General features: G+C 69.3%; 19 protein-coding genes and 1 pseudogene. 11 read left to right on the top strand and 9 right to left on the bottom strand.

Features of this window, described 5'->3' with window-relative positions:
• Positions 1 to 8 precede the first annotated feature (8 nt).
• Both recN and ACFWJW_RS27275 read left to right on the top strand, forming a co-directional pair.
• Positions 9 to 1,736, top strand: a complete 1,728-nt coding sequence (gene recN / locus ACFWJW_RS27280; RefSeq protein WP_387246388.1) for a DNA repair protein RecN — start codon at positions 9 to 11, stop codon at positions 1,734 to 1,736.
• Positions 1,737 to 1,972: 236 nt separating this feature from the next.
• Positions 1,973 to 2,773 (top strand): hypothetical protein, encoded by an 801-nt coding sequence (locus tag ACFWJW_RS27275; protein WP_387246351.1) that lies wholly within the window; start codon positions 1,973 to 1,975, stop codon positions 2,771 to 2,773.
• A gap of 190 nt (positions 2,774 to 2,963) precedes the next feature.
• On the opposite strand, the gene ACFWJW_RS27270 is transcribed toward ACFWJW_RS27275, so the two are convergent.
• Complete coding sequence (locus ACFWJW_RS27270; protein ID WP_387246386.1) at positions 2,964 to 4,148, bottom strand: RNA polymerase sigma factor; 1,185 nt, start codon at positions 4,146 to 4,148, stop codon at positions 2,964 to 2,966.
• An 8-nt stretch (positions 4,149 to 4,156) separates the two neighbouring features.
• Positions 4,157 to 4,564 carry a YciI family protein gene (locus ACFWJW_RS27265; protein WP_387246384.1) on the bottom strand — a complete coding sequence of 136 codons (408 nt, stop codon included), beginning with the start codon at positions 4,562 to 4,564 and terminating at the stop codon, positions 4,157 to 4,159.
• A gap of 675 nt (positions 4,565 to 5,239) precedes the next feature.
• On the opposite strand from ACFWJW_RS27265, the gene ACFWJW_RS27260 reads away from it, so the two are divergent.
• Complete coding sequence (locus tag ACFWJW_RS27260) at positions 5,240 to 6,403, top strand: glycosyltransferase family 4 protein (protein WP_387246349.1); 1,164 nt, start codon at positions 5,240 to 5,242, stop codon at positions 6,401 to 6,403.
• Between the two features lie 132 nt (positions 6,404 to 6,535).
• On the opposite strand, the gene ACFWJW_RS27255 is transcribed toward ACFWJW_RS27260, so the two are convergent.
• A complete protein-coding gene (locus ACFWJW_RS27255; protein ID WP_387246347.1) occupies positions 6,536 to 8,167 on the bottom strand; it encodes a PucR family transcriptional regulator in 1,632 nt (543 codons plus the stop codon).
• A gap of 101 nt (positions 8,168 to 8,268) precedes the next feature.
• Positions 8,269 to 9,321 carry a LacI family DNA-binding transcriptional regulator gene (locus ACFWJW_RS27250; RefSeq protein ID WP_387246345.1) on the bottom strand — a complete coding sequence of 351 codons (1,053 nt, stop codon included), beginning with the start codon at positions 9,319 to 9,321 and terminating at the stop codon, positions 8,269 to 8,271.
• Between the two features lie 257 nt (positions 9,322 to 9,578).
• Between ACFWJW_RS27250 and ACFWJW_RS27245 the strand changes: the two genes are divergently transcribed.
• The 5 genes from ACFWJW_RS27245 to ACFWJW_RS27225 all read left to right on the top strand — a co-directional run bounded on the left by ACFWJW_RS27245 (position 9,579) and on the right by ACFWJW_RS27225 (position 16,507).
• Positions 9,579 to 10,763 (top strand): beta-1,3-glucanase family protein, encoded by a 1,185-nt coding sequence (locus ACFWJW_RS27245; protein WP_387246343.1) that lies wholly within the window; start codon positions 9,579 to 9,581, stop codon positions 10,761 to 10,763.
• A gap of 666 nt (positions 10,764 to 11,429) precedes the next feature.
• Positions 11,430 to 12,065 carry a hypothetical protein gene (locus ACFWJW_RS27240; protein WP_387246341.1) on the top strand — a complete coding sequence of 212 codons (636 nt, stop codon included), beginning with the start codon at positions 11,430 to 11,432 and terminating at the stop codon, positions 12,063 to 12,065.
• A 33-nt stretch (positions 12,066 to 12,098) separates the two neighbouring features.
• Positions 12,099 to 13,367, top strand: a complete 1,269-nt coding sequence (locus tag ACFWJW_RS27235; protein ID WP_387246339.1) for a helix-turn-helix domain-containing protein — start codon at positions 12,099 to 12,101, stop codon at positions 13,365 to 13,367.
• A gap of 131 nt (positions 13,368 to 13,498) precedes the next feature.
• A complete protein-coding gene (locus ACFWJW_RS27230) occupies positions 13,499 to 15,079 on the top strand; it encodes a hypothetical protein (protein WP_387246337.1) in 1,581 nt (526 codons plus the stop codon).
• 420 nt (positions 15,080 to 15,499) lie between these two features.
• The gene (locus ACFWJW_RS27225; protein ID WP_387246335.1) at positions 15,500 to 16,507 is read left to right on the top strand and encodes a PIN domain-containing protein; all 1,008 of its coding nucleotides are present in this window, start codon (positions 15,500 to 15,502) and stop codon (positions 16,505 to 16,507) included.
• 264 nt (positions 16,508 to 16,771) lie between these two features.
• Here the strand turns inward: ACFWJW_RS27225 and ACFWJW_RS27220 are convergent, their stop codons facing one another.
• Positions 16,772 to 19,291, bottom strand: coding sequence for a hypothetical protein (locus ACFWJW_RS27220; RefSeq protein ID WP_387246334.1), 2,520 nt, complete (start codon positions 19,289 to 19,291; stop codon positions 16,772 to 16,774).
• Positions 19,292 to 20,079: 788 nt separating this feature from the next.
• Here ACFWJW_RS27220 and ACFWJW_RS27215 point away from each other — a divergent pair.
• The 3 genes from ACFWJW_RS27215 to ACFWJW_RS27205 are packed head-to-tail and all read left to right on the top strand — an operon-like array spanning position 20,080 to position 21,812.
• Positions 20,080 to 21,114: an NAD(P)-dependent oxidoreductase gene (locus tag ACFWJW_RS27215; RefSeq protein ID WP_387246332.1), complete on the top strand. Its 1,035-nt coding sequence runs from the start codon at positions 20,080 to 20,082 to the stop codon at positions 21,112 to 21,114.
• Positions 21,115 to 21,123: 9 nt separating this feature from the next.
• On the top strand, positions 21,124 to 21,600 hold the full coding sequence (locus ACFWJW_RS27210; RefSeq protein ID WP_387246382.1) for an ISAs1 family transposase: 477 nt from the start codon (positions 21,124 to 21,126) through the stop codon (positions 21,598 to 21,600).
• Positions 21,597 to 21,812, top strand: coding sequence for a hypothetical protein (locus ACFWJW_RS27205; protein ID WP_387246330.1), 216 nt, complete (start codon positions 21,597 to 21,599; stop codon positions 21,810 to 21,812). The genes ACFWJW_RS27210 and ACFWJW_RS27205 overlap by 4 nt, the downstream gene beginning before the upstream one ends.
• Before the next feature lie 71 nt (positions 21,813 to 21,883).
• On the opposite strand, the gene ACFWJW_RS27200 is transcribed toward ACFWJW_RS27205, so the two are convergent.
• The 4 genes and pseudogenes from ACFWJW_RS27200 to ACFWJW_RS27185 form a co-directional block, all read right to left on the bottom strand.
• Positions 21,884 to 22,636 (bottom strand): ETEC_3214 domain-containing protein, encoded by a 753-nt coding sequence (locus tag ACFWJW_RS27200; RefSeq protein WP_387246328.1) that lies wholly within the window; start codon positions 22,634 to 22,636, stop codon positions 21,884 to 21,886.
• A gap of 22 nt (positions 22,637 to 22,658) precedes the next feature.
• A complete protein-coding gene (locus ACFWJW_RS27195; RefSeq protein ID WP_387246326.1) occupies positions 22,659 to 23,204 on the bottom strand; it encodes a hypothetical protein in 546 nt (181 codons plus the stop codon).
• 21 nt (positions 23,205 to 23,225) lie between these two features.
• Positions 23,226 to 24,482 (bottom strand): HEPN-associated N-terminal domain-containing protein, encoded by a 1,257-nt coding sequence (locus tag ACFWJW_RS27190; RefSeq protein WP_387246324.1) that lies wholly within the window; start codon positions 24,480 to 24,482, stop codon positions 23,226 to 23,228.
• A gap of 29 nt (positions 24,483 to 24,511) precedes the next feature.
• Positions 24,512 to 24,715: pseudogene (locus ACFWJW_RS27185) on the bottom strand (helix-turn-helix domain-containing protein); the annotation flags it as partial.
• Positions 24,716 to 24,881: the final 166 nt, after the last annotated feature.

Here is a 24,881-nt window from a genome sequence, read left to right as displayed (position 1 = left end):
TGGAGGAGATGCGGATCCGGTCCCTGGGTGTCATTGACGACGCCGTTGTCGAGCTGTCCCCCGGCTTCACGGCGGTGACCGGCGAGACGGGCGCGGGCAAGACCATGGTCGTCACCAGCCTCGGCCTGCTGCTCGGCGGGCGCGCCGACCCCGCCCTGGTGCGGATCGGCGCCAAATCGGCAGTCGTGGAGGGCAGGATCAGCGTCGGCCCCCAGGCCCCCGCCGCAGTACGGGCCGAGGAGGCCGGTGCGGAGCTGGACGACGGCGCACTGCTGATCAGCCGCACGCTCTCCGCGGAGGGCCGTTCACGCGCCCATGTGGGAGGCCGTTCCGTACCCGTCGGCCTCCTGGCGGAGTTGGCCGACGACCTGGTCGCCGTACACGGCCAGACCGACCAGCAGGGCCTGCTGCGGCCGGCCCGCCAGCGCCAGGCCCTGGACCGCTACGCCGGAGACACGGTCGCGGTCCCACTGGCCAAATACGCCGCCGCCCACCGCCGGCTGCGCGCCGTCGCCACCGAGCTGGACGAGCTGACCACGCGGGCCCGCGAACGCTCGCAGGAAGCCGATCTGCTGCGGTTCGGCCTGGACGAGATCGCGGCGGCCGAGCCACAGCCCGGTGAGGACACCGAACTCGCCGCCGAGGCGGAGCGGCTCGGCCATGCCGAGGCACTGGCCTCCGCCGCGACCCTCGCGCACGCCGCGCTGGCCGGCAATCCCGAGGACCCCGAGGGCGTCGAGGCCACCACTTTGGTCGCCGGCGCCCATCGTGCGCTGGAGGCCGTACGCAGCCACGACCGGGAGCTCGCCGGGCTCGCGGAGCGGATCGGCGAGATCGGCATCCTGATGGCGGATGTGGCGGGCGAGCTGGCCGGCTACGCGGACGGCCTGGACGCCGACCCGTTGCGGCTCGCCGCGGTCGAGGAGCGCCGTGCCGCGCTGAACCATCTGACCCGCAAGTACGGCCAGGACATCGCGGCGGTGCTGGCCTGGGCCGAGGAGAGCGCCGCCCGGCTCGCCGAACTGGACGGCGATGACGACCGGATCGGCGAGCTGACCGCCGAGCGGGACGCACTCCGCACCGAACTGGGCGAACTGGCACAAACGTTGACCGATGCCCGTACGGCCTCGGCGAAGCGTTTCGCCGACGCGGTCACCGCCGAACTGGCCGAACTCGCCATGCCGCACGCCCGGGTGACCGTCGAGATCCGGCAGACCGAGGTCGCCGAGGACGCCGACGGCATCGAGGTCGGCGGCCGCACGGTGGCCTATGGACCGGCCGGCGCCGATGAGGTCGAACTTCTTCTGGCCCCGCACCCGGGCGCACCGCCCCGGCCGATCGCCAAGGGGGCGTCCGGCGGTGAGCTCTCCCGGGTGATGCTCGCCGTGGAGGTGGTCTTCGCCGGCTCCGACCCCGTACCGACCTACCTCTTCGACGAGGTCGACGCGGGCGTCGGCGGCAAGGCGGCCGTCGAGGTGGGCAGGCGGCTGGCCAGGCTCGCGAAGTCGGCGCAGGTCGTGGTCGTCACGCATCTCCCGCAGGTCGCGGCGTTCGCGGACCGTCAGCTGCTGGTGGCGAAGACGAACGACGGCTCGGTCACCAGGAGCGGGGTCACGGTCCTGGAAGGCGAGGAGCGGGTCCGTGAACTCTCCCGGATGCTGGCCGGCCAGGAGGACTCCGAAACGGCCCGCGCGCACGCCGAGGAGCTGCTGGAGACGGCGCGTACGGGCAGCTAGCAAGCGGTGGGGTGCCCGCGGGGCGCTTCCGCTCTCTCACCGGCCACCTGCCACCGGTCGTCGGCCACCGTTACGGCTGGCACCGGCCACCTGCCACCGGTCGTCGGCCACCGGTACCGCTGGGACCCGCCACCTGCCACCCGTCGCCGGGGGCGTCGTTCCCGCGTGACCGGGCGGCGCTCGCCCCTAGGGTGACGGGAGTCGAGCACGGCAGGGTGCCGGGTGAGGGGCGTGACATGGCGACGGTGGCGGGCGGCAGGGCGCTGGGGCGGTTCTCGGCGCTCCTGGGGGCGGCAGGGGCGACCCGGGCCGTGTACACGGTGCTCAGGAAGCGCCCGCCGGGCGGTGCCGTCCTGTGGGAGCGGAAGAACTACGCCGGCCGGACCGTGAATCTGCACGCGGGCCTCGCCACGGCCACGGGTACCGCCCTCGCCGCCGTCACCGCACCGGGGCTGCCCGCGCGGACCCGGGCCGCCGGGGCGCTGGCAGTACTGGCAGCCGGGGGCTGTGGCGCGTACGACGACGTGTTCGGCGCCAGTGATCCACGCCGCGGATTCCGGGCGCACCTCTCGGCGCTCCGGCAGAAAGAGGTCACCAGTGGGGCGGTGAAGCTGTTCGGGATCGGCGCCGCCGGGCTCGCCGCCGGTGTCCTCCTCAAGGAGCGGCCGGCCGACAAAGTGCTGGCAGGTGTGGTGATCGCGGGCTCGGCGCATCTGGTGAACCTCCTGGACGTCAGGCCGGGCCGGGCGGCCGGCGCCGTACTGGCCATCGGTGCCCCCGGACTGCTGCGCAGCGGCGCGGCGGGTGCCCTGTCCGCCGCGCCCATGGGGGCCGCGGCCGCCGTCCTCGGCGACGACCTCGGGGAGCGCACGATGATCGGGGACGCCGGGGCGCACGCCCTCGGCGCGGCGCTCGGTCTCGCCCTCGTCACGGGCAACGGCCGCCGGGGCCTGGCCGCGCACGCCGTCGGACTGATCGCCGCCGCGGCCGCGGGGGACCGCGTCAGCCGGGCGGCGGCGACGCTCCGAGCCCGTTGAAGACCCACCGAATCGACACCCCTCCGGAGGGCACCCCGCGAGGGGAACACCGCCCGTCCGGTTTACGCGCCGTCCGGTCTACGCGCCGCCCGCTCTCCGCTCCACCGGGTGTCTACGCCACGCGAACCTGCCGTGGGTCCCACACGGGCAACTCCGGTCCTCGTGGCCGGACCCTCGCAACCCGGCCCCGTCACCCACCCCGCCCCGTGTTGAGCCGGGCGGCCTGGCGCGTGAGGTAGTCGCGCTCGGCGAGGTTGGGTGCCTTCTGGGCCGCCTCGGCGTACAGCCGGGCCGCCGTCGCCAGGTCGCCGTCGCGCTCGTGGAGGTAGGCCGCCACCGCGGTGTGGCGGGGCAGGGAGTCGTTCAGCGCCGCGAGCGCCGCCAGCCCGGCCCGCGGTCCGTCGGCTTCGCCGACGGCCACCGCGCGGTTGAGCCGGACGACCGGGCTGTCGGTCAGGCGCGCGAGCTCGTCGTACCACTCGACGATCTGCACCCAGTCCGTCTCCTCGGCGGTGGGCGCGTCGGCGTGGAGTGCCGCGATGGCGGCCTGGGCCTGGAATTCGCCCAGCCGGTCGCGGGCGAGGGCCGCCTGAAGGATCTCGACGCCCTCGGCGATCGACGCGGTGTCCCACCGGCCACGGTCCTGCTCGGCGAGCGGCACCAGGCTGCCGTCGGGTGCGGTCCGGGTGCCGCGCCGGGCGTGGTGGAGCAGCATGAGGGCGAGCAGCCCCGCCACCTCGGGGTGGTCGATCGCGGCCGCCAGCTGCCGGGTGAGCCGGATGGCCTCGGCGGCCAGGTCGATGTCGCCGGAGTAGCCCTCGTTGAAGACCAGGTAGAGGACGCGCAGCACGGTGGCGACGTCGCCGGGCCGGTCGAACCTTCCCCGGGCTCCCGGGCTCGCTTGAGCAGCGGATATCCCCGTGCCGGAGACGGTGCGCTTGGCGCGGCTGATGCGCTGCGCCATGGTCGCCTCGGGCACCAGGTATGCCTGGGCGATCTGGCGGGTGGTGAGCCCGCCGACGGCACGCAGGGTGAGCGCCACCGCGGACGACGGCGTCAGCGACGGGTGGGCGCACAGGAAGTAGAGCTGGAGCGTGTCGTCCACCCCGGGCGCGGGGCCGGGCGCCGGCTCCTCGTCGACGAGGTCCTCGCGCCGGCGGCGGGCGGCGTCCGCCCGGGCCGCGTCGAGGAACCGGCGCCAGGCCACGGTGACCAGCCAGCCCTTGGGATCCCGCGGAGGGTCGGCCGGCCAGACGCGGACCGCCTCGACCAGCGCGTCCTGCACGGCGTCCTCGGCCGCCGCGAAGTCGGCTCCGCGGCGGACGAGGATCGCGAGGACGCTCGGTGTGAGGCTCCGGAGCAGGGCCTCGTCCATCGATGCGCTCACTCCGTGATGGTGGGCGGCGCGGTCAGGAACGGGCGTACCTCCAGCCACTCGTGGATCGGCTTCCCGCCCGCCCCGGGGGCCGCCGACAGTTCCCCGGCCAGCTCGACGGCGCGCTCGTAGCTGTCGACGTCGATCACCATCCACCCGGCGATGAGGTCCTTGGTCTCGGCGAACGGGCCATCGGTGACCGGCGGGCGCCCCTCCCCGTCGTACCGGACCCAGGTGCCCTCGGGGGCGAGCGCCTGACCGTCGACGAACTCGCCGGTCTTCTCCAGCCGGTCCGCGAAGTCCTGCATGTACCCCACGTGCGCCGAGATCTCCTCCGGCGTCCACTGGTCCATGGGCACGTCGTTGACCGCGGCCGGAGCGCCTCGGTAGTGCTTGAGCAGCAGGTACTTGGCCATGGTGTTCTCCTCGGTGCTGGTGCGTCCCATTGTGGTCGCGTTCACCCCGGGGACGGAGCCGGTCACGGGTTCTCGACATCGCCGTCGGAAGTTTTTTGGCCCGGGTGGAGGAACCCGGGTGAGCCGCCTCGTGGGGGGCGGGTCCATGGCACGGCGCGAGGGCGAGCCGGGCGCGGCCCTCCAAGATCAGTTGACGGGCGCTGCCCCCGCCGGAGTGCCGCCGGGACGGGGCCTCCGAACCCCGCGCCACCGGGAGTCGGGAGCCATACGCGGCCAGACCGGTCATTCCCGGCATCGCTTCTCCCATGGCAACTCCTTGTTCGGCCAAACACCGGCCGCGCTCCGAGCGGCGGCGCACGCGCCGGGTGAGGCGGCGCGAGGCGCACTCCGGGGAGTGGGTTCACCCTTGGGAGCCATGAATCCGCGCGGGTGGTTTGTCGCCCATGTGGGTGATCTGGTGGGCGCGGGGGTGAGACTTCCCACCGGAACGGCGGCCGGACGGTGCCGATTTGACCCCGCCGGGCTGGCATCCTGGGCGCGGTGCGCAGTCCCGGGCCCGGTGTCCGCGTCCTGACCCGTCGCCGGGCAGGCAGCCGGCCGCCGGCCGTGCGCCGCAGCTCAGCGGACCGACCCGCCGGTACGGCCCGCCCGCCCCCGACCCAGGAGTCCGACCACGTGATCAGCACCCCGACCTCGGCGCACGGGCTGTCGCCGCTGCGCACGGTCCAGGTGCTCGGGCACGGCAGCGCCGGCAGCGCGGCACATGTCCGCTCGCTGGCCGAAGGGCTGGTCGCACGCGGCGTACGGGTGTCCGTCTGTGCCACCCCGGAAACCGAGGAGGCATACGACTTCACCGGTGCCGGTGCGCGGTTCGTGCAGGTCCCGCCGCGGATGGATCCGGCGAGCGTGGCCGTATTGCGCAGCGCCTGCTGGGACGCCGACCTCGTCCATGCGCACGGCCTGCGGGCCGGGCTGCGGGCCTCGATGGCGTTGCGCGGACTGCGCGGCCCCCGGGGCGGGCGGCGGGTCCCCCTCGTCATCACCTGGCACACCAAGGCGCACACCGAGGGTGCGCGAGCCGGGATGGTGCATCTGATGGAGCGGCGGGTGGCACGGGCGGCCGCCGTGGTGCTGGGGGCTTGTTCCGATCTCGTGGACCGGGCGCGTGAGCGGGGCGCCCGTGATGCGCGGCTTGCGCCGGTCGCGATTCCGCGCCCCCGGTCCGGTGGCACACCGGGCGAGCTCGAGGAGCACGACCGGACGCGTCACAAGGAACGGGCCGAACTGGGCGCGGTGGACCGCCCGTTGCTGCTCGCGGTGGGCCGTCTCGATGTGAACCAGGGCCATGACCTGCTGCTGGACGCGGCGCACGCCTGGTGCGCGCTCGATCCGCAGCCGCTGGTCGCCATCGCGGGGGAGGGCGACCGGCGGAGCGCGCTCCAGCGGCGGATCGACAGCGAGCAGCTGCCCGTCCAGCTGCTCGGACGCCGTGACGACGTACCCGAACTCCTCGCCGCCGCGGACCTGGTGGTGCTGCCCAGCCGGTGGGAGGCGCGTTCGCTGATCGCTCAGGAGGCGCTGCGGGCCGGCGTGCCGCTGGTCGCCACCGACACCGGAGGCACCCGTGAACTGGTCGGCCGGGCCGCGGAGCTGGTCCGCTACGGGGATGCCGCCGCCCTGGCCCGTACCGTTCTCGCGCTCCTCGCCGACCCCGCGCGGCGGGACGCGCTCGCCGAGGCGGGCCGCGCCCAGGCGGCCGGCTGGCCCAGCGAGAACGACACCGTCACCCAGGTCCTCAGCGTCTACGACGAGTTGACCCAGCCGATTCAGCCGGTCTAGCCAGGAGAGGCCGAGCCGGCCAGGAGACGGCCGGGCTTGCCACTACGGCCGGGCCGGCTCAGCAGTCAACCCATGGGGACGCCGGCCGAGGCGCTCACGGACTGACCCGCCGCCCCCGGCCGCCGCCGCCCGTTACGGCTTGTCCGTGTGGCGCCGGGCGCGCAGCGCGAGCCGCAGGCCCAGGACGGTCTGCGGATCGTCCAGGTCCGTGCCGAGCAGCTGGGCGATGCGGGCCAGCCGGTCGTACAGCGTCTGCCGGTTCACATTCAGATCGCGGGCGGTCTCGGCCTTGCGGCCCGCGCTGGCCAGATATGCCTCCAGCGTCGGCAGCAGCGGCTGACGGGCGGCCCGGTCATGGGCCAGCAGCGGCCCGATGGCGCGTTCCACGAAGTCGGTGAGCACGCCCTGCTCGCCGTGTTCGCGCATCCGCCACAGCAACAGCTCGATATCCAGCCGGCGGGCGTCGTACCAGGGCTGTTCCGGCAGGCCCTGGGCCGCGGCCGCCGTCTCCGCCGCGTGCTGGAGGCCGGGGCCCGCCGCCGCCCAGTCACCGGGCGTCCCGACGACGACCACCGGGCGGTGCGCGGCCGGCCGGTCCAGGCCCGCGCGGACCACCCCGGCGCGCAGGGCCTCGGCGATCCGGCCGGCCAGCGCGTCCCGGTCCTGGCCCGCGCGCAGCGCCACCAGTATCGGCACCCGGCCCTCCACGGGGCGGACGCCGAGCAGCACGGGCACCCCGGGGGCCGCGAGTTCCTCGCGCAGGGCCTGGGCCAGGAGCGCCCAGTTGCCGGGGGAGGGCAGCCCCGCCGGCAGCCGCATCACCACCGGGAACACCGGCTCGGAACCGGGGCGGAAGCCCAGCAGGCGGGCCTGTGCGGGCGCCTCGGCCGCGGAGATCCGGCCCTCCGCCAGGTCGGCCAGGAAATCGCCACGCCCCCGGGCGGCGAGCACCTCCTCCTGGCGGGACTGGAGCATGACGACGGCGAGCAGATCGGCGGCGCGTTCGGCGGCGATCCGGTGCACCGGCGCCAAGGGGGTGTTGACGGGCAGCAGGACGAGGCGGGCGCGCACCGCGTCGGGGCCGTGGCCGCCGCCGGGCACATCGACCCGCAGGCCGGTGTCGCGCAGGCCCTCCCAGGCCAGCAGCGGGTCGGCCTCCGCGGGACCGTCGTCCTCGCCCTCCGGGCCCGCCGCGTAGAGCGGGCTGCCGTCGGGGGCCTCCAGACAGAGCGGGTTGCCGGTGAAGACGGCCAGCAGCCGGAGCACCTCGGGGACGCCACCGCCGCGCAGCAGCACGTCCGTGCAGCGCCGCAGGATCTCGTCGGCCCGCCGCAGCAGCGCGTAGTGGCTGTTGATGATCTCGGTGTGGATCGCCTCGGTGACCGTGACGTACGGGACCTCGCGGTGCAGCTGGATCAGCGGCAGCCCGCAGTCCCGTGCGGCGTCGACCAGCGCGACCGGCAGGGAGGCGAAGCGGGAGCCCAGCTCCACGACGAGCGCGGCGATCTCGCGGTCCGCGAGCTTACGGATGAAGGCGCGCTGCTCGGACGGCCGGGCCCCCAGCCCCAGGCCGGTGGTCAGCAGCAGCTCGCCGCCCTTGAGCAGTGAGGCGATATGCGGCACCTCGCCCGCGTGTACCCAGCGGACCGCGCGGTCCAGGCGGTCCCCGCCGGCCAGCACCTCCGGCAGACCGCGCCGCAGCGCGGGCAGCTCCAGCGCCCGGCGTACCGTGACCTCGGGTTCGATCTTCGCTTCCTGCCCCATGGCGAGGACGGTACCCGTAGTCCGCTATCCGGAGCTTCGCGGTCCGGATCACCGTCCCGTGTGGCGCCAGGAGGGCGCGCGCCTCCCGGCGCCCGCGCCCGTCACCCCGACTCCCGCACCACCAGCCGCGCCTCCGTGATCACCGGGGCGAGCGCCACCGCGTCCGCCTCCGCCGCCTTGCCCGGATCCAGCAGCCGCAGCAGCAGCCGCGCCATCAGCCGCCCCATCTCCTCCACGTCCTGCCGCACCGTGGTCAGCGGCGGATCCGCCCAGGCCGCCGGTTCCAGATCGTCATAGCCGACCACCGCCACCTCCTCCGGCACCCGCCGCCCCCGTGCCCGCAGGGTGCGCAGCGCACCGCTCGCCATCAGGTCGGAGCAGACGAAGACGGCGTCCAGGTCCGGGACGGCGTCCAGGAGTTGGGCCATGGCCCGCTCGCCGCCGGCGGCCGTGAACCCGCCGTCCGCGATCAGCCGCGGGTCCGGTTCGGCCGTGCCCAGCGCCTCGCGGTAGCCGTCGAGACGGTCCACCGCGGAGGTCTGGTCGAGCGGTCCGGTGATCACGGCGATCCGGCGGCGGCCGCGGCCGAGGAGATGGCGTACGGCCTGCCGCGCGCCCCCGCGGTTGTCGGTGTCGACATACAGCGGCCGCGGGCCCCGGCCGGCGTCCGCCCAGCCGGGCCGGCCGCCGTAGACGGTGGGCAGCCGGGCGCGCTCGGCCATGGCGGGCAGCGGGTCGTCGCGGTGCAGCGAGAACATCAGCGCGCCGTCGACATGCCCGGCCGACAGATACCGGCCGATCCGGTCGTAGTCGTCGCGGTGCTCGACGAGCATCAACAGCAGCTGGGTGTCGGCGGCGGCCAGTTCCCGGCTGATGCCGCGCAGTTGGCGTCCGAAGAACGGATCGCTGAAGACCCGGGTCTCCGGCTCCGCGATGACCACGGCGACCGCGCCGGTGCGGCGGGTGACCAGGGAGCGGGCCGCGCTGTTCGGGACGTAGCCCAGCTCGGTGACCGCCTGGCGCACCCGCTCCTGGACCGCGGCCCGGACGCCCGCACCGCCGTTGACCACACGGGACACCGTGGCGCGGGAGACCCCGGCGCGGGCCGCGACCGCCTCCAGCGTCGGCCGCGGACCCTTCGGATCGGACACCATGCAACTCCTTTTTCCACGCGGTGACTTGACGGCCTGCCATCGAGTCGGCAGGGTGCACAGCGCACGATATGAGAGCGCTCTCAGTCCGGAAAACCCCTGGAACTCCTCACGACCCCCCCACTGTGCCGAGGAGAGAATGTCATGTGCATGAGAGTCGGGCCCGGATGCCGGACGGCCGCCGTCCCGCAGCCCGCCGGGGCCGGTACCAGCCGCGTCACCCCCACCGATCGGCACACCGCCCCGCAAGGAGCCACCTCGTGATCACTCGCCGCACTCTGCTCGGCGGTCTCGCCGCCGGCGCCGCCGCCTCCGGAATCGCCCTGGCCGGCCGTGCGAACGGCGCGCCCGCCCCGGCCGCCGCACCCCGCGGGCCCGCCCGGTCCGCCGCCGGAATGCCCCTGCACCTCGTCAACAACTCCGGTGCCTACGCCAACTCCTCGGTCTGGATCTACATCGTCGGCAACGACGGGACCCAGCAGGTGCACGTCACCCCCGACGGCGAACTCAAGCCCGTGGCACTGGCCGACAACGGGCCGGACGGCTTCACCGACTACGCCATACCGCTCGCGGCGAGCGGCACCACGACCCTCCAGCTGCCCCGGATGTCCGGCCGGATCTACACCGCGCTGGGCAGCAAGCTCAAGTTCAAGGCGGTCGAGGACGGCAACGGCAAGGCCGCGCTCGCGTACCCGGCGGGCTGGGTCGCCGGCGACCCGAACTACGACGTGCTGCACGACTGCGCCGAGTTCACGTACAACGCCGGCGGGATGTACTGCAACACCACCATGGTCGACATGTTCAGCGTGCCGCTGGCGATCAAGCTCACCGGGGCCAGGGACCAGACCACGGGCACGCTCAAGGACGGCGCCCGCGCCAGGGTCTTCGCCGACGTCCGGGCCGCCGAGGGCTTCGACCGGCTGGTCATCGGCGACCGGCGGGTGATCGCCCCCGGCCACGGCCTGGACGGCGGACTGTTCGCCCCCGACCACCTCGCCCCCGCCATCGACGAGGCATGGTCCGCCTACGCGGCCAAGGACCTGTCCGTCACCACGAACGCGGGCACCTTCACCGGCCGGGTCCGCGACGGCAAGCTCACCTTCACGGGCCCAGGGACGGTCTCCTTCAACAAGCCGTCCACCCGCGACGTCCTCTTCTGCGACGGCACCCTCGCCGCGCCCAACGACGGCACCCTCGGTCCGGTCGCGGCCATCCTGGGCGCCGCCCTCAACCGCTCCACCCTCACCGCGCACGCCGCCCAGCCCACCACCGACCCGGCCACCTTCTACCGGGAGCGGCTGACCAACCACTACGCCAAGGCCATGCACACCGCGACCCGGGACGGCCGGGCCTACGGCTTCGCCTTCGACGACGTCGCCGGCTTCGCCTCCTACATCGAGGACCCCGCCCCGAAGGAGATCACCCTCACCCTGACCCCGTTCTGACAAAGAAAGGTGCCGTCCGAAAGCCGGTGTAGGTTCCCTTCACTGTTGGCCACCGGCTGCGCCCGTGACCTGCAGGTTCAGATGCGGGCCCCAGCTGGCTGTCCACGGTTCTGTTCCATGATCGTGTCCATTTCCTCAGGGCTGCTCCGTTCCCTGTCAAGTGCATGTAGGGAGGCCCTGGCGCCGATCCGGCTCCGGGGCCGGGGCAGCTAGGGACGGCTGACGAGGCTCGAGAGTCGAGCGAGCTCGGAAGTCAGTCCACGAACCTGGCTCTCGCCTAGACGACATCACCCGGAGATGTTGGGGTACGGCACTCAGCTGCGCTGTGGGGGAGTGTGGTGATCGTCGTCCTTGGCCAGCATCTCAATCTCACTCTTGACGACACGACATCGCTCGTCTTCAGGCCCGCCTGCGCAGCCTTTCCTCGGACCTCTGCGTGCTCCGGCGCTGGAGTCATGCTGAGCCGCGGAGCGGTCCACATTGGAAATGTGCTCGGGGCGGATCCGACCGGCATGCCACCTGACGCAGCGACAGGATCAGACGTACCGGGCCAGTTGAGTTGGGATGACACGGCCGAACTGGTGTGCGATGATGTGCATGGTTTCAGAAATGCGACCTCGGCTGAGGTATCATTTCTGAAACCGACTAAGCCTGGAGGACCTGACCTTGGCCGAGCTCGACCCCCAGCAGCACGCTCAGCAACTCGCCGAACTTGATGTGTCCGCAGATCTGTTCACCCTGGTGCTGAGCATGGCGCTGGAGGACGTGCGAGGGTGTACCGACTTCGATGCCCCGGCGGCACGCGGGTTCCTGTTCTGGAGCCGGGCCAACCGCTACCTGGCGGAGGTGCTGGTGCCCGACGGGTGGGGACGTACCTCGCGGGACAGCATCCTGCGGGTGATTCACCCCGACCGGACGCACGCCATCACGGCCATCAGCGCGGAGGGTGGTGTCGCCGACCTGAACCGCCGCGTTCGGTCGAAGAATCCCAAGGGTCCCGCCATGGCGCGGATGGTGGAGAAGAACGGCCAGCTGGCCTTCCTCTCCCGTGACGAGGTGGAGTACGGGGTGGAGCTGGACCAGCTCCCTACCTGGTGTCTGCTGTACAAGCGGGAGGAGGGCATCATGCAGGCGGAGCTCTCGCTGCCGGTGAAGATGAACGGCAAGTTCGTCGACGAGTGGCTGACCCGCATACCCATCAGCCTCCCGCCGATGGATGACCCCGGCTTCGATATCTCGCTCGACGAGCCCGGGGACGACCAGGGCCCAGAGGTCGTCGTGGAGCTTCTGGGGGAGAATTAGCTGGTCAGGGTAAGACATGGGAGTTGAGGCAAGGTGTTCACGCCAGAGCGGCTGGTTCTCGCGCGCAAGCGTCGTCGTATGACCCAGGCCGCTTTGGCGGCCGCTTCCGGCCTGTCCGCGCAGAGCATCAACGCATTCGAGAAGCACCGCAAAGCTCCGTCTGCGGACACGCTGGCCGCGCTCGCCGAGATTCTTCGCTTCCCTGTGGCGTTCTTCCAGGCCCCGCCCGCGCCGGAGATGCAACTGGACGCGGTCAGCTTCCGGGCACCGACCAAGATGAGCGCCTTGGAGCGCGACGCCACGCTCAGCTCCGGTGCCGTGGCCTCTACCCTCAACGCCTGGATGGAGGAGCGCTTCCGCCTGCCGGCCCCCAACGTGCCTACCTACCCACACCTCACCCCGGAACAGGCCGCTGAGCAGGTCCGAGCTGCTTGGGGGCTGGGCGAGGCCCCAGTCCCCAACCTGGTCCACCTGTTGGAGGCCAACGGCGTACGTGTGTTCTCGTTGGCTCCGGACTGCCTGGACGCGGACGCCTTCTCCACCGTCCACTCAGGCACGCCGTACATCTTCCTCAACACCCGCAAGACCGGCGAGCGTGGCAGGTTCGACGCCGCCCACGAACTCGGTCACCTGGTCCTGCACTCAGAGCACCGCATTCCGGGTGGCCGGGAGGGCGAGCCGGAGGCCAACTCCTTCGCCTCTGCCTTCCTCATGCCCCGGGCCGGCATCATCGCTCAACGCCTCAACGACGCGTCCGTCGAGCGAATCCTCAGCGCCAAGCGCCGCTGGGGCGTTTCTGCCATGGCCCTTGCCTACCGCCTCCGCGACCTCGGCCTACTTTCCGAGTGGCGCCACACCCAGACCGTCAAGAAACTCGCCCAGATGGGCTACCGCAACGGTGAGCCCGGGTCCCTGTTGGCCAGGGAGAGCAGCCAACTGTTGGCCAAGGTCTTCGACGCCCTGCGCGCCAAGAGCATGGCCCACGCTGACATCGCGGCCCACATGGGCATTCACCTCGACGATCTCAACGACTACGTTTTCGGGCTTGTCCCGGTCAGCGTCCCGGGCGGCGGCAGAAAATCGCCAGCGCCACGCCCCGAACTACGCTTGGTCCACACCACCCCGGCCAGTCCATCACGACCTGGTGTCGTACCTATGGGACACTCAGCCTCCTCGGCTGACACCGAGTCGACGACGCCTCCCCTCGATGAGTCGATCGATGAGGGTATTGGGCGCCCCACACCACTGCGACGCCCCAGCCGATCGAGGATGTCCGGTCCACAGACCCCCCGACGTAGGTGACTTTCTCGGCGGTGGGCTCGCCGGGCGACGAGAGCGCAGGTGTTTGCTTCGGCGTCGCACATGCCGGGTGCCTGACGCTCGGTTCATGCGTTTCCCGACATGGCGTCAGTGAGCCCCGCTAGCGTCCTCGCATGGCACTTGAACCGGTTTGGATAGCGCTGGTCGACGCTCCATCCTTGTCCCCAGCCCAGCAGCGCACGGTGGCTGAAATCGTGGCCCATCGCGGTGACCCCGCGACCGCTGCTCGTTTCTTCGCTCGACCCGATGTGACAGCGGAGACCCGCGCACTCCTGATCCGAGAGGCTTATGACAGGCAGCTGATCAAGGCTGTGCTGGCTACGCCGGTGGTAACCACCGAAGCCTTGCTGATCGCCGCAGAGAAGCTCGGCGCCGAAACTGTTCTGACCGAAGTTGCTCGCACCCGCTGGGATCTGCAGGAAGCCCAGCTTCTGCTCGTAAAAAGACTGGATCACGCCGCGGCCCGGCGTGTGGCCGAAGCATGGACATACTTCGGCCCAGAGCTACGCATCGCCTTGATCGACGCAGCGGTACGGGACAAACCGCAGGATTTGGAGCATGGCGTAGCGTCCGATAGCGGGCGCAAGGCCGAACGAGACGCGTGGATGGCCAAGGTGGAGTCCTGGCACAACGACGTTTGGGCTCTGCTGTCCGCCCAGCCTGCCGAGAGTCTCTGGCCGGAACTCATCGCTCGTAGCCCGGGTCACGACAGCGACCAGCTCATCGTCAACATGATCCTGGCCAGAGCCGAGGAACTGCCTGATCGGACGCTGCTGGCCTGCCTGAAACAGGCGTTTCCCAAGGCTGACCCCGAACCTGATCCCGACCTTCGGGGATGGGCGGCACGTTTGGAGCTCGAGAGACTGGCGGACATCGTCTCCCGTCACCCTCGTGCTCTCGCGTTGCACGGACCCGTCTTGCGCCCACTCACGCGTTCCTTGGCCGTGGCAGGCGTGGCCGAGTGGCGGAAGAAGGGCATCTCAAAGTGGGAGTGGTCCACCTTCGAGTCCCTGGCTGCCGTGTGCACAGATCCGGAGGTCTTGAGTGACGCCGCTGAGGGCCTGGCGACTGCTACTTTGCCATCTTGGCAACGCGATAGACGGCCGGACCCCGACTGGGGCATCGGCCGCAGCAAAGCCGCTGATGCCCTTGCGGGGAACCCATTGCTCCCTTCCGACGCGTTGACGCTGATAGCACCTTGGCTCGGCCCGGCAACTGCTGCTCGGTTCACCCAGCATCCGAACGAACAGGTGCGGGAGGCCGTGGAGCGCACTGTTGCGCAGGCAGTCAGCAAGACGGAACCAGTTCAGCGTGATGTGAGGCCCCCGTCCAAGGAGGCGAAGCGTCCAACGCTCCCGTCCGACGGTGCCCTGGCCGAAAGCGGCGATCCGCGGAGCGAGCTGGCCTCGTACCTTCCCCTGAAGGGCCCTGCAGCGCACAAGCGGCAGATAGCCCAGGCGATCATCGAATCACGGTTCGCGGATGCTGATCTCCTCCGGGAACTCCCGGCTGCCCTTGTGCTGACGAGTGCATCCCACGCGCCTGGGGTCGCCACCCTCTTGCAGGAGGAACTGGGCGACAACCCACAGATGTGGGACACCTTCGCGGGCAAGGTCTCCCGCATGGCTCCCAACGCCACCAAGAGCCTGACTGCCCTCATTGAGGAAGCGCGCGCCAGCAGTACCTCCGACTGACGGAAACAGGGGACCACCTGCACGGTGGGAAACGATCTTGAGGTCGGCGGGATAGCACCTTGGCGCCTTCGATCTTCCCGCTGATCAGCACATTTCGGCGGTTCCCTTGGAGGGATTGGAAGCACCGCAGCTTGCGGCCGCCCGTGTCCCGTCTCATCTGTCCCTTCGCAGCGAAGGCTGAGCGTTCTCACCGAAGGTTGGGCGAAGGGCTTTTTCCCACCGAAGGTTGAGCGCTTGCCATCGCGGCCTGCGCCGAGGCCGTAGCCTGCTCGCTCACCGGCAAGGGACTGTAGGGGTCCGGGGAGCGCCGGAACCAGTTTAGGAGGTAGGGCTCAGCGCTCTCAGAAGGGGGCAATGCAGCCCGCGCAAGGCGTCGGAATTCCGCACCGGCGGGGTCAACGCCCGCACTACGATGCGCGGATGAACGAGCTGATGCCGTCCATACTACGCACCCTGTACAAGCGCGGGCCGCTGCGCCGCGCGCTGCTGGACACCTCCGTGCTGACCACGGACATCATCGCGGCCACCCGTCGGCGGGACCCGTCGTCGTTCGTCGCCGGGGCGCGGGCGGGGACGGTGCGGTGTCTGATCCCTGTTCACGTGTGGGAGGAAGTGCCGCGGGTGCTGGCCGACCGGCACCAGGAGGGCGGGCGGTTCGACCTGGGGCGGGCACTGGCGCTGTGGCAGTCCCGGTACGCGCCCGTCCTGTACGTCGTGGACACCGCCGGCCTGCCGATGACCCCGCAGGCTCAGGTTCTCGCCGGACGGGATGCCTCCGATGTGCCGATGCTGCTGTTGGCCGGGGTGATCGCCCCGGTGGTCATCATCGGAACCGATGCGGACCTGGTCGACAGCGGGCTCGCGGTCAAGGAGTGGCGGGAGCTGCGTTCGGCCCTGGGCGACGTGGGGGTGACGGAGGGCAAGATGATCGACCTGGAACGGCAGGCCAGCGTCTTCCTGAATATCACGGAGCACCTGGTGAAAGGGGTGATCCGGCAGAGCAGCCCGAAGCATCTGGCGGCCGCGGCGGTGGTGGCCGGGGCGGTGGGTGGGGCGCTGTACTGGCGGCAGCAGAAGCACCCACGAGTCCCCCCGCAGCGGCAGCCGGTGTGGCCGGTGATCCTGGAGCACGCCTCGACGCGGATGGCCGCCCACGCCGAGCGGCACACCCGCGGTGAAGACCGGTGGCGGCAGGCGGAGCTGGGGGCGCCCGGCGACACGCTGCTGCATCGGGTCGCACGGACATTGGTCAGGTCGCGGGAGCCTCTGACCCGTACGGCAATCGTGGAGCGGCTGGGGGAGGCTGTCCCCGGTGCCGGGCACACCGAGCGGATGGCGGCTGTCCAGGACGTGCTGACCTCCCACGCGATGTTCGTGGACGTCACAGGCCGGGGGCACTGGCAGGTCGGCCGCCTCGGCAGCCGGTAGCCGGAGAGCTCACCTGCACCGTGCCCTCACTCACCCTTTGATGAGAATCGCTCAACCTTTGACGCTACAGGTCATCACCGAAGGTTGAGCCTTCTCACCGAGCTTTGACTGCCTCGGTCGGGTCTGCCCGCTCTCGGCACGTGGCTGAACCAGAACCAGCCGCATGACCGCCCGGTCACGCGGCTGGTGAGAACAGGAGGCGGGCTCCTCAACTGCCTTGAAAAGCCCGCCGGCACATGCCGGTCTCGGGTTCTACCGCGCCGGTCAGACCCGAAGGATCAGCGCTTCCACCTGTTCGAGCGTCGTCACGCTGGCCTGGGCTGCGGCCCGGACCTTCGTCAGCTTCTCCATCCACTCGATCCGCTGCTCGGCTGGGAGCGCGTCCTCTCCGAGCTGGACTCGCAGGCGGTGCGCCTCCTCGAAATCCGTCATCAGGGTGTGGGCGGAGTCCACGGCCTGCTGGTAGCCGCTCTCGACGAGTTCCACACGAGCGGGCAGCTCCCGGCGCAGCGTGGCCAGCTGGTCGTGCGGGTCGGCCGGCGGAGCGCCGTTCACGGCGGCAGTGGGATCCGTGCTGGTTCCGGCCCCGGGAGACGTGGTGGTGCATCCGGGGCTGCCCGGGGCCGGGCGGCTGAGCTCCACGGGGAACGTCTCGTCGAACCAAGCCTTGTCGGCGACATAGTGGGTGGGCTGGCCCTCGGTGTCAGGAGCGATCACCATCCCCGCGGTGATCGGCGTCCGGCCCTTCACCCAGTGCCGCTCCCCATAGCAGACCAGAGGCTCACCGTCTTCCGCCTCGGGCGGCTGCGTCGCGTCCGGGTGCTCCAGGACGGCCTTAGCGAACGCCAGGAGGAGTGCCCGGCTGATGTTCGGGGCGTTGGGTGCCGTGTACGCCAGGGTGAGGGCGGCGAGGGCGCTCTTGGGGGTGCGCCGCACACCTTTGCGTCCTTCGCCTGCCTCGCTGCCCTGGCCAGCGGTGATGAACGGCTGCGGAGCGTGGATCAGCGCCGGTGCCATGCGCTGGACGAGGGCGGCCCAGGCGGTCGCGTCGCCGGCCTCTGACCTGAGGAGGAGCACCTTTAGTGACCGCGGGTCCTGCCCGGCGCCCTTGGCGGTCTCCGGGACGCCGAAGAGGCCGAGGGCGGAGAGAATGTTGCCCCGGTGCAGGAACAGTTGGGCGATGGCGGCGGACCACAGGCGGGTGCGTGCCTCTGCTGTCTTCGCCTTGGTCTGGCTCCACGCCGGCTCCTGCAGCGTGCCCCTGACGATCGGCCAGAAGCGCCCCGTGTCTCGGACGGTGCGTGCGTTTGTCCGCTTCGGAGCCTCGGGCGGGATCTCGGGGAACACGAGCGCGGTGATGGCGCGCACCGCGATGTCACGGAGCACGCTGGGGGAGATGTCGTCGCCCGCGGGCACGAGCGGCTCGAGCGGGTCGAGAGGTCCGTTGGCGGTCAGTGCGTCGCGTACCCCGACCAGGTCGAGAAGATCCGCGCCGCGCGCGTCGGGAAACGCCTCGGCGAGCGCGTCCGCGAGGAGCGACTCCCTGGCGTAGGCGTCGACGAGCGTTGCGAACAGGGCGATCAGGCGTGCGTCCTCGTCGTAGGGCTGGATGCCGCGCAGGTGGTCGTTGACGTTCAGCGTCCGCAGGACGTGTTCCAGCGCCGCCGGCTTGGTGCAGCCGATCACGATCTCAGCGGAGACCGTGGCGATCTTCTGGGCCCGGACCGAAGGATCGGTCGCCTCCGGCTCCGGCTTGGCGGCGGCCTCGTTGAGCCGGTCGGAGAGCCGGTTCAGGATCTCCCGCTGGCTCAGCAGCAACAGCTCGGGATCGGCCTTCTTGCCCTTCGGCATGGGCAGGAGCGACTGGGGCATCCCCGTGACCAGGTGTTCCGGACGCACACGGAAGATGTTGAGACGGGCCAGCGCACGGTTGTTCCCGGTCACGGCGGCCAGCCGCCACAGCTTCGACACCGTACCGTCGGGGCGGGTGATCTGCCACTGCTGCAGGACGTTCATGCCCTTGGAGAGCTGACCCGCGTCCACGAGGGACTCGGCCAGGTCGTAGCCGCGGGTCTTGCCGGCACGCTCCAGATTCTCGGCGGCGTACCGCTGCATGTGGACGGCCACCTCGTACGGCTGCTCGGCGAGAGTGAGCGCCGCCTTCGGTTCCCCGTCCTCCTCCGCGGCCCGGACCACAGGACGTGGCCGCCGGCCGCCGAGGGCGGTGAGGAGGGCCTGGCGCTCGCCTTCGAGTTGCCTCACGCGGCGCTCGGCGTCCTCGTGCTTCTGCGTGGCCGCCGCCAGGGCCTGTGCGGCGTACGTGTCGTCGCCGGCCGCGCGGCGGCAGCTCTCCCGCTCCTTCTCCGCAGTCCTCTCGGCCTTCCTGGCCTCGTGCAGCGCCAGCTCGGCGGCGATGAGGTCCTTGACGCGCTGGCTGGCCTCAGCGACGGGCGGCGACCAGCAGTTGACGGTGCGGTCGTTGAGGTCCCACGGGACTACCGCAGCGCCATGGACGTCACACATCAGCAGGAGTACCTGCTCGTCGCCAGCCTGCACGAGACGGTAGGCCGAGGGCTTGAGCACCTTCTTGTTGTTCCGGCTGGCGATCAGGCCCTTGATCTCCGTGTCCGGGAGAGCGGTGGCCAGTCCCTCGGTGATCGCCTGCCGAGGAGGGGGCACGACCCCGTGTTCCGCGCAGGTGTTCTCGATGGCTTCCGCAAGGCGGCCACCGTAGGCGTCGGTGCCGATGCGCGGGAAAATGCCGTCAGGTCGTTTCGCGACCATGGTGTTTGTCCTTCCACCCGGGCGTGCCGGGCGAACACAGAAGCTCCCGTCTCTCGGGAGCGTGTCACGCGCCCGAGCGCCGAAGCCTCGTGCCGACGAGAAACAGGCAGACACCCCTTGCAGGAGGGTGTGCGGCGGTCCTCGCCCCGTACAGCCCATCTGCCAACGTCCGAAGAACGATCAGCCCCAACAGCGCCTCGGTGGCGCCTGGACATCTCGCAGCTTGCTCCTGCTCCGCCGACGGCGGCATGAGGCGGACGCCGGTAATGAGCCACCGACGTGCACCACGGAATCTGCCACCCGCTCCCGCGCAATGCCGAACCAGGACGGCGGAGTTCAGTAGATCAGGTGAACAAGCAATCAACCGGGCCGCCCACAGGCTGATTTAAGGTATAAGCGCTACACGATCCTGGGCGCCCCGCGCCGCCTCGACCGCGCCTGCAGCTCGTCCAGCAGTTCGTCCAGCCGCAGCTTGGGCAGGTGCTGCTCGGATCGCCCGGGCCGTTCCCCGCTCATCGTCACCTCCGACCGGCTCACGCGGACGCACCCGGATCAGGCGCCTTCCTTCCCTCACGATAGTGCGTGGTGACCTGGTAGGACGGGCTTCCGCCTCGCCTTTGCAACGGCTGCTCGAAGGCGCCCGCCCCAGCGGGGGGGCCTTCCTGGCGACCTGCAACAACCACTAGGACCGAAGGTCCCCCGCACTGGACCAACCAGCCCAGGCAGGGCCTCGGGAAGCCGCCTAGGGTCGCTGGTGGGACAGGCCTCCAGCAGCAGGAGGAAGCGACGTGGAGATCATCGCGTACGGAGTACTCGCCGACGAGAAGCCGCTCCTGCAGGAAGCCATCGACCAGGCATTCGGCAGTAGCCACGAGCTGCGCTGCCTGGAGCTGTTCCTTAACCGGGACACCGCCCCCACCGCGGCCGGCCACGAGGTGGTGCTCAGCAGCGTGAACGACACCCTCAACGCCGATGTGCTGCACCACTTGGCCAAGGGCGGGACGCGGATGATCGCCCAGCGGGCCACCGGCTATAACAACATCGACCTGGCCGCGGCACAGGAACATGGGCTGACTGTGGCCCGGGTGTCGTATTACTCGCCCCACTCGGTCGCCAAATTCGCCGGGGCCCTCGCCCTGGCCGTCAACCGGCGCATCGTCCGGGCCGCGCACCGCACCCGCGAGTTCGACTTCCGTCTCGATGGCCTGATGGGCCGCGACCTGCATTGCCGCACTGCGGGCGTGGCGGGCACCGGCAAGATCGGGACGGTGTTCGCACGCATCGCCCCTGATGGCCTGCTTATCCATACTTGGATGCGACGAACGCGATCCCTGATGATCAAGGTTCTCGAAGCCTTTGATCACGAACAGGTTCGCCTTCGCGCGCCATCCTCCCTGATCGACGTTCTCCAGCGCCACCGCGAGGACGCCGACCTGCTGCACCTGCCTGCCGGGCTGTCCGAACTCGCGGCGCTGTCGGAGGTGTTGGACCGGCTTCCCGATCCACTACGGGTGCAGGGACGTCGCTACCAGCTGGGGTCACTGCTCGCCCTGTGCCTGCTCGCGGTGCTCGGCGGCGCCACCACGCTGGGCCGCTTGCTGTCCCGTCTGGACGGCGACGCCCTCGATGACGCCGTGGGCGCCTGGCTGGCCCGGCACGCGAGTGATCCGGCCGACGAAGGCACCGTGGAGCTGGTGGGGGTGGCCGTCGACGGCAAGGCCGTACGCGGCAGCCGCACCGGCGAGAAGACGGCCGTCCACCTCCTCGCCGCCGTCCTGCACGAGGGCCAGGCCGTCATCTCCCAGCGGCAGATCGCCGCGTAGAGCAATGAAATCCCTGCCTTCGCCCCACTGCTGAAACGGCTCGACCTGCGCGGATGCGTCATCACCGCCGACGCGATGCACACCCAGACCGGCCATGCCGAGCACGTCGTCGCCCGGGGCGGGCACTACATTCTGGTCGTCAAGGGCAACCAGAAGAAGCTCCGCCGACAGCTGCGGCATCTGCCCTGGCGCGCGGTCCCACTGCAGCACCGCACCCGCGAACAGGGCCATGGCCGACGCGAGATCCGCCGGCTCAAGGTCTGCACCGTCCAGCCCGGCCTTCTCTTCCCGCACGCCGTGCAGGCCATCGAGGTCAAGCGCCGCCGCACCAGCCGCACGACGGACAAGACCACCATCAAGACGGTCTACGCGGCCACCAGCCTCACTCCCGAGCAGGCCACCCCGGAACGGATCGCCGAACTGATCCGCGGGCACTGGCAGGTCCAGGCCCTGCACCACGTGAGAGATGTGACCTGCACCACGTGAGAGATGTGACCTTCGCCGAGGACGCTTCCCGCGTCCGTACCGGCACCGCACCCCGCGCGATGGCAACACTCCGCCACTTCACCATCGGCCTCATCCGCCAGGCCGGCTGGAGGAACATCACCGCCGCGACCGACCACTCCCGGTGCCGAATCGACCACGCCCTCCACTACTCGATCTTGAAGCCTGAGAACGCATCAACCTTGGGCCGCTGATTGATCATGGCCGCCGGTATTACAGCCGATGCTATCCGGAACCGCAAGAATCTCATCGCTCAGCTCAAGCGCTAGTCGCGCAGCGCGCGTACCGTTCCCCAGTCCGCTCCGGACCCAATCTGTGTTGGATGCAGAAAACTCGCGCCCGTAGAAAAGGTGTTGATGACGGTCTTTGCGCGTGCCTCGGTCAAGCCCTCGTGGTTGAGAACCTCTTCGTTCTGCTTGTCTTCAGTCAGTTCGCCCTCGGCGATCGGGTAGCCGTCCATATGCGCATACCCGAGAGTTCCCACCCCTGCATTGCTGTGTGAGAAAATGAAGTGCTGATAGTTGCCGGGGTTTCCGAGATAGTAGGACTCGGCGTACAGGAAGTTGTTCGCGCCAACGCGAACGATTCGACCGGTCGCGACGCCCGGGAGATCCCGGAAAGTGCTCTTGCCCAGTTTTACTGGTAGGCCATCCCAGGTTAGGTGTTTCGTGCTGTAGCGGAACCTCTTACGCGCTACGGTGATAGAGAATGCCTCGACACCTTTCGCGGCAGTGTGCTGTACCTGAACCCAGGCATATGCCGTCTTATAGACATAGGTGCTGGTGTCCGTGCCTGCTTTCCGCTCAAAGACCGGCGCGCCAAACAAGCTTTCAACATGAGCTAGTGTGCTGCCAACAGCCAGTTGGTTCAGCTGCTCCCTGACTCTTCGTCTCTTGCCGAGCGTCGCTGTATAGCGGCTCTTGCAGAATTTTCCGGTGGCAACCAGGAAGCCCCATACGCCGGCAGCTGAAGCCCCGAGCTTGATGGCATCCGCGGTGCCAATGCCGTGCCAGTTCAAAATTGTTCCTTCCGCACCAAATCTATGGAGCGATTCCTAAGTCACGCCGCATGACAATTCGCATCTCAGATATGACCTCCCATGTGTCTCTACGTACCTCTGCGGCTGCTTCGATGGTTTCACCTTGTTCAGGCTCATCGATATCGATTCGTCGCAAGATTCCGTACAGGTTGCCGAGATGGCCGTTCACGGTTCCGGCTGCAACTAACACAGTGTCGGGAACGAGCATCTGAGCTTCTGCGTGACGAGCTCTGTGGTCTCGTCGCATTTCGTCCACGTCGGCGCGTATCTCATCGGTCACGGCGCCGGAGCGAATGGCGACAAGGTAGTTAGTGAGCGCTGTCTGGTACAAGCGGGCGGCGATATTCAGCCCGACGTAGCAGGCACGCCGACTCTCAATAGTTGCTTGCTCGGTTTGGTACGCACGCTCTTCTCGCCGTTGTTGGTCGGCCCGCTCAAGTTCTCGCATCTTGTTGTTGTTGGCGCTGCGTTGGGTGAGGAGTGCCGAAGCGAGCGTTCCTACGATGCCAACGAGGGCAATAACTAAGGCGCTTGTGGACGGACTCACATTCCCCCGATACTCCAGTGGCTACGCGAACGGGTCGTTGTCGGCTGGCGGCAACGGCTCGTACTCTCGCTTAATCCTGAACGTGCTTAGCGATGCTGGGTCAATCTTCAAGTGGAGCTTGTCATCTGCGAAGCGCTCGATTTCGTCGTCCCGATCGATGCACCGCTTGTTGGGCACGTCGAGTACGACACAGGTCTTACCCGTCACAGCAGAGGTATAGATCAAGCCGTCGACACTGCCCCCACCCTTCGGGTGGTGCACTTTAAGGAGGTACTCCATCAAGATCTGAGTCGGTACGTACTCGATCTGCTCGAAAGTTGGCCGGACCTCTCTGGTTAGATCTTTCGTGAAGTCTTTGAGGAACAAGATGCCGTACCGTTCAGTAAGCCGTTCGACATCGAATTCAGAAGGGGGCTCGGGGAGCCTGCTTCCAGTCAGGTCGACTACCGTGAAGCGTTGCGTTCCCCGGAAGGCGGCAACACTGACATGGGTGTCTGAGGTTCGTACGAGGCTTTCCCGCACGGCTGTGTCTGCGTCTTCGGCACCGTAGAACATGGGTATGCCGGCGGGGCTCATGCGGTTCGCTTGTTTCGCGTGTTCCCGTCCTGCCGTTCCCAGGTCCTTTGCGCCCCAGGAAGCTTCAGTCTCCGTACGTGTGCGGGCTCGCCAAAATGTGTCGCTTACTTCAACGGTGCGGTACAGGTTGTGTTCGTCGATGTGCTCGCTCAGTGATTGCATGATTCTGGCAGGGTGAACGCCGTCTGCGTCGTATTCCTGGTCTTGCCAGTCCTTGCGCTGCCAGAACACATAGCGAGACTCGTACATGACGGCTTCACGGAATCGTTCCCAACCGGTAGAGATGGCCTCGCTTGGTGAGGTGTACCAGCTATGCAAGTCAGTCCAGATTTTGTCATTAATCGCGTCGACCACTGCTTCCTGAAATAGTGGCTCGCGGAAGATATGACAGTACTCTCCGACCATTTCGTCAGTGTCTAGGGTGTAGCCGATGTAGACACCGTCCTCACTGTCGTATGGCAGTGTCCCTTCCGCATCTCCGTACCGGGCAAACACCCCTTGAGTGAAGGCGTCGACGAAGATGTCTAGCTCGGCAGCCGGACTTTCGCCACAGTAACTACATTCCTCACCCTCGCGGGCTGCGTCCTTGACTATTGCTGCGAGGAAAGGTTCGTTGACACACTGCTCGCAGACCCATACGTCATCCGTTGGAGCCCAGCCTTGTTCCTCGATTTGGATGGCTCGGTTTTTCCAGTACCCCACGTTGTCCCCCGATTGTTTATCGCGACTCGCTATTTCGTTGTGTCTGCGGGTTCGGTCTCCGGAGCCGTCAGCCCGTGCACCAGCTCGGCCGGATAGAGCGGCAAGGCGTCGGCAATCTTGAGGATGTTGTGCAGCGAGACGTTGCGCTGCACACGCTCCACCTGCCCGATGAACGTCCAGTGCAAGCCGCTGTCATCGGCTAGACCCTCTTGGCTCCTGCCGAGTTCGTTCCGCCGGCTACGGACACGTGCGTAAGGTTGCTGCTGCGTCTAAGATGGGTTGCTTTGGCATGTCATGCCCTAGCTCATACGTCCCAAGCTTCGGTATCCAGAGATGATGTATCCCAACTCTCCACGTCCCATGACTGTATGTCCTATAGACGGCCGTGCACTACCCCGA

This window comes from Streptomyces sp. NPDC127097, assembly GCF_042724075.1.
In the GTDB taxonomy this organism is placed as follows: Bacteria; Actinomycetota; Actinomycetes; order Streptomycetales; family Streptomycetaceae; genus Streptomyces.
The sequence above is the reverse complement of the archived record's forward strand: the minus strand, read 5'-3'. Positions and strand labels throughout refer to the sequence as shown.

Coding starts and splice junctions, on each gene's coding strand:
- recN (WP_387246388.1), top strand. CDS start 9: ATGCGGATCCGGTCCCTGGGTGTCATTGACGACGCCGTTGTCGAGCTG.
- ACFWJW_RS27275 (WP_387246351.1), top strand. CDS start 1,973: ATGGCGACGGTGGCGGGCGGCAGGGCGCTGGGGCGGTTCTCGGCGCTC.
- ACFWJW_RS27270 (WP_387246386.1), bottom strand. CDS start 4,148: ATGGACGAGGCCCTGCTCCGGAGCCTCACACCGAGCGTCCTCGCGATC.
- ACFWJW_RS27265 (WP_387246384.1), bottom strand. CDS start 4,564: ATGGCCAAGTACCTGCTGCTCAAGCACTACCGAGGCGCTCCGGCCGCG.
- ACFWJW_RS27255 (WP_387246347.1), bottom strand. CDS start 8,167: ATGGGGCAGGAAGCGAAGATCGAACCCGAGGTCACGGTACGCCGGGCG.
- ACFWJW_RS27250 (WP_387246345.1), bottom strand. CDS start 9,321: ATGGTGTCCGATCCGAAGGGTCCGCGGCCGACGCTGGAGGCGGTCGCG.
- ACFWJW_RS27230 (WP_387246337.1), top strand. CDS start 13,499: ATGGCACTTGAACCGGTTTGGATAGCGCTGGTCGACGCTCCATCCTTG.
- ACFWJW_RS27225 (WP_387246335.1), top strand. CDS start 15,500: ATGAACGAGCTGATGCCGTCCATACTACGCACCCTGTACAAGCGCGGG.
- ACFWJW_RS27220 (WP_387246334.1), bottom strand. CDS start 19,291: ATGGTCGCGAAACGACCTGACGGCATTTTCCCGCGCATCGGCACCGAC.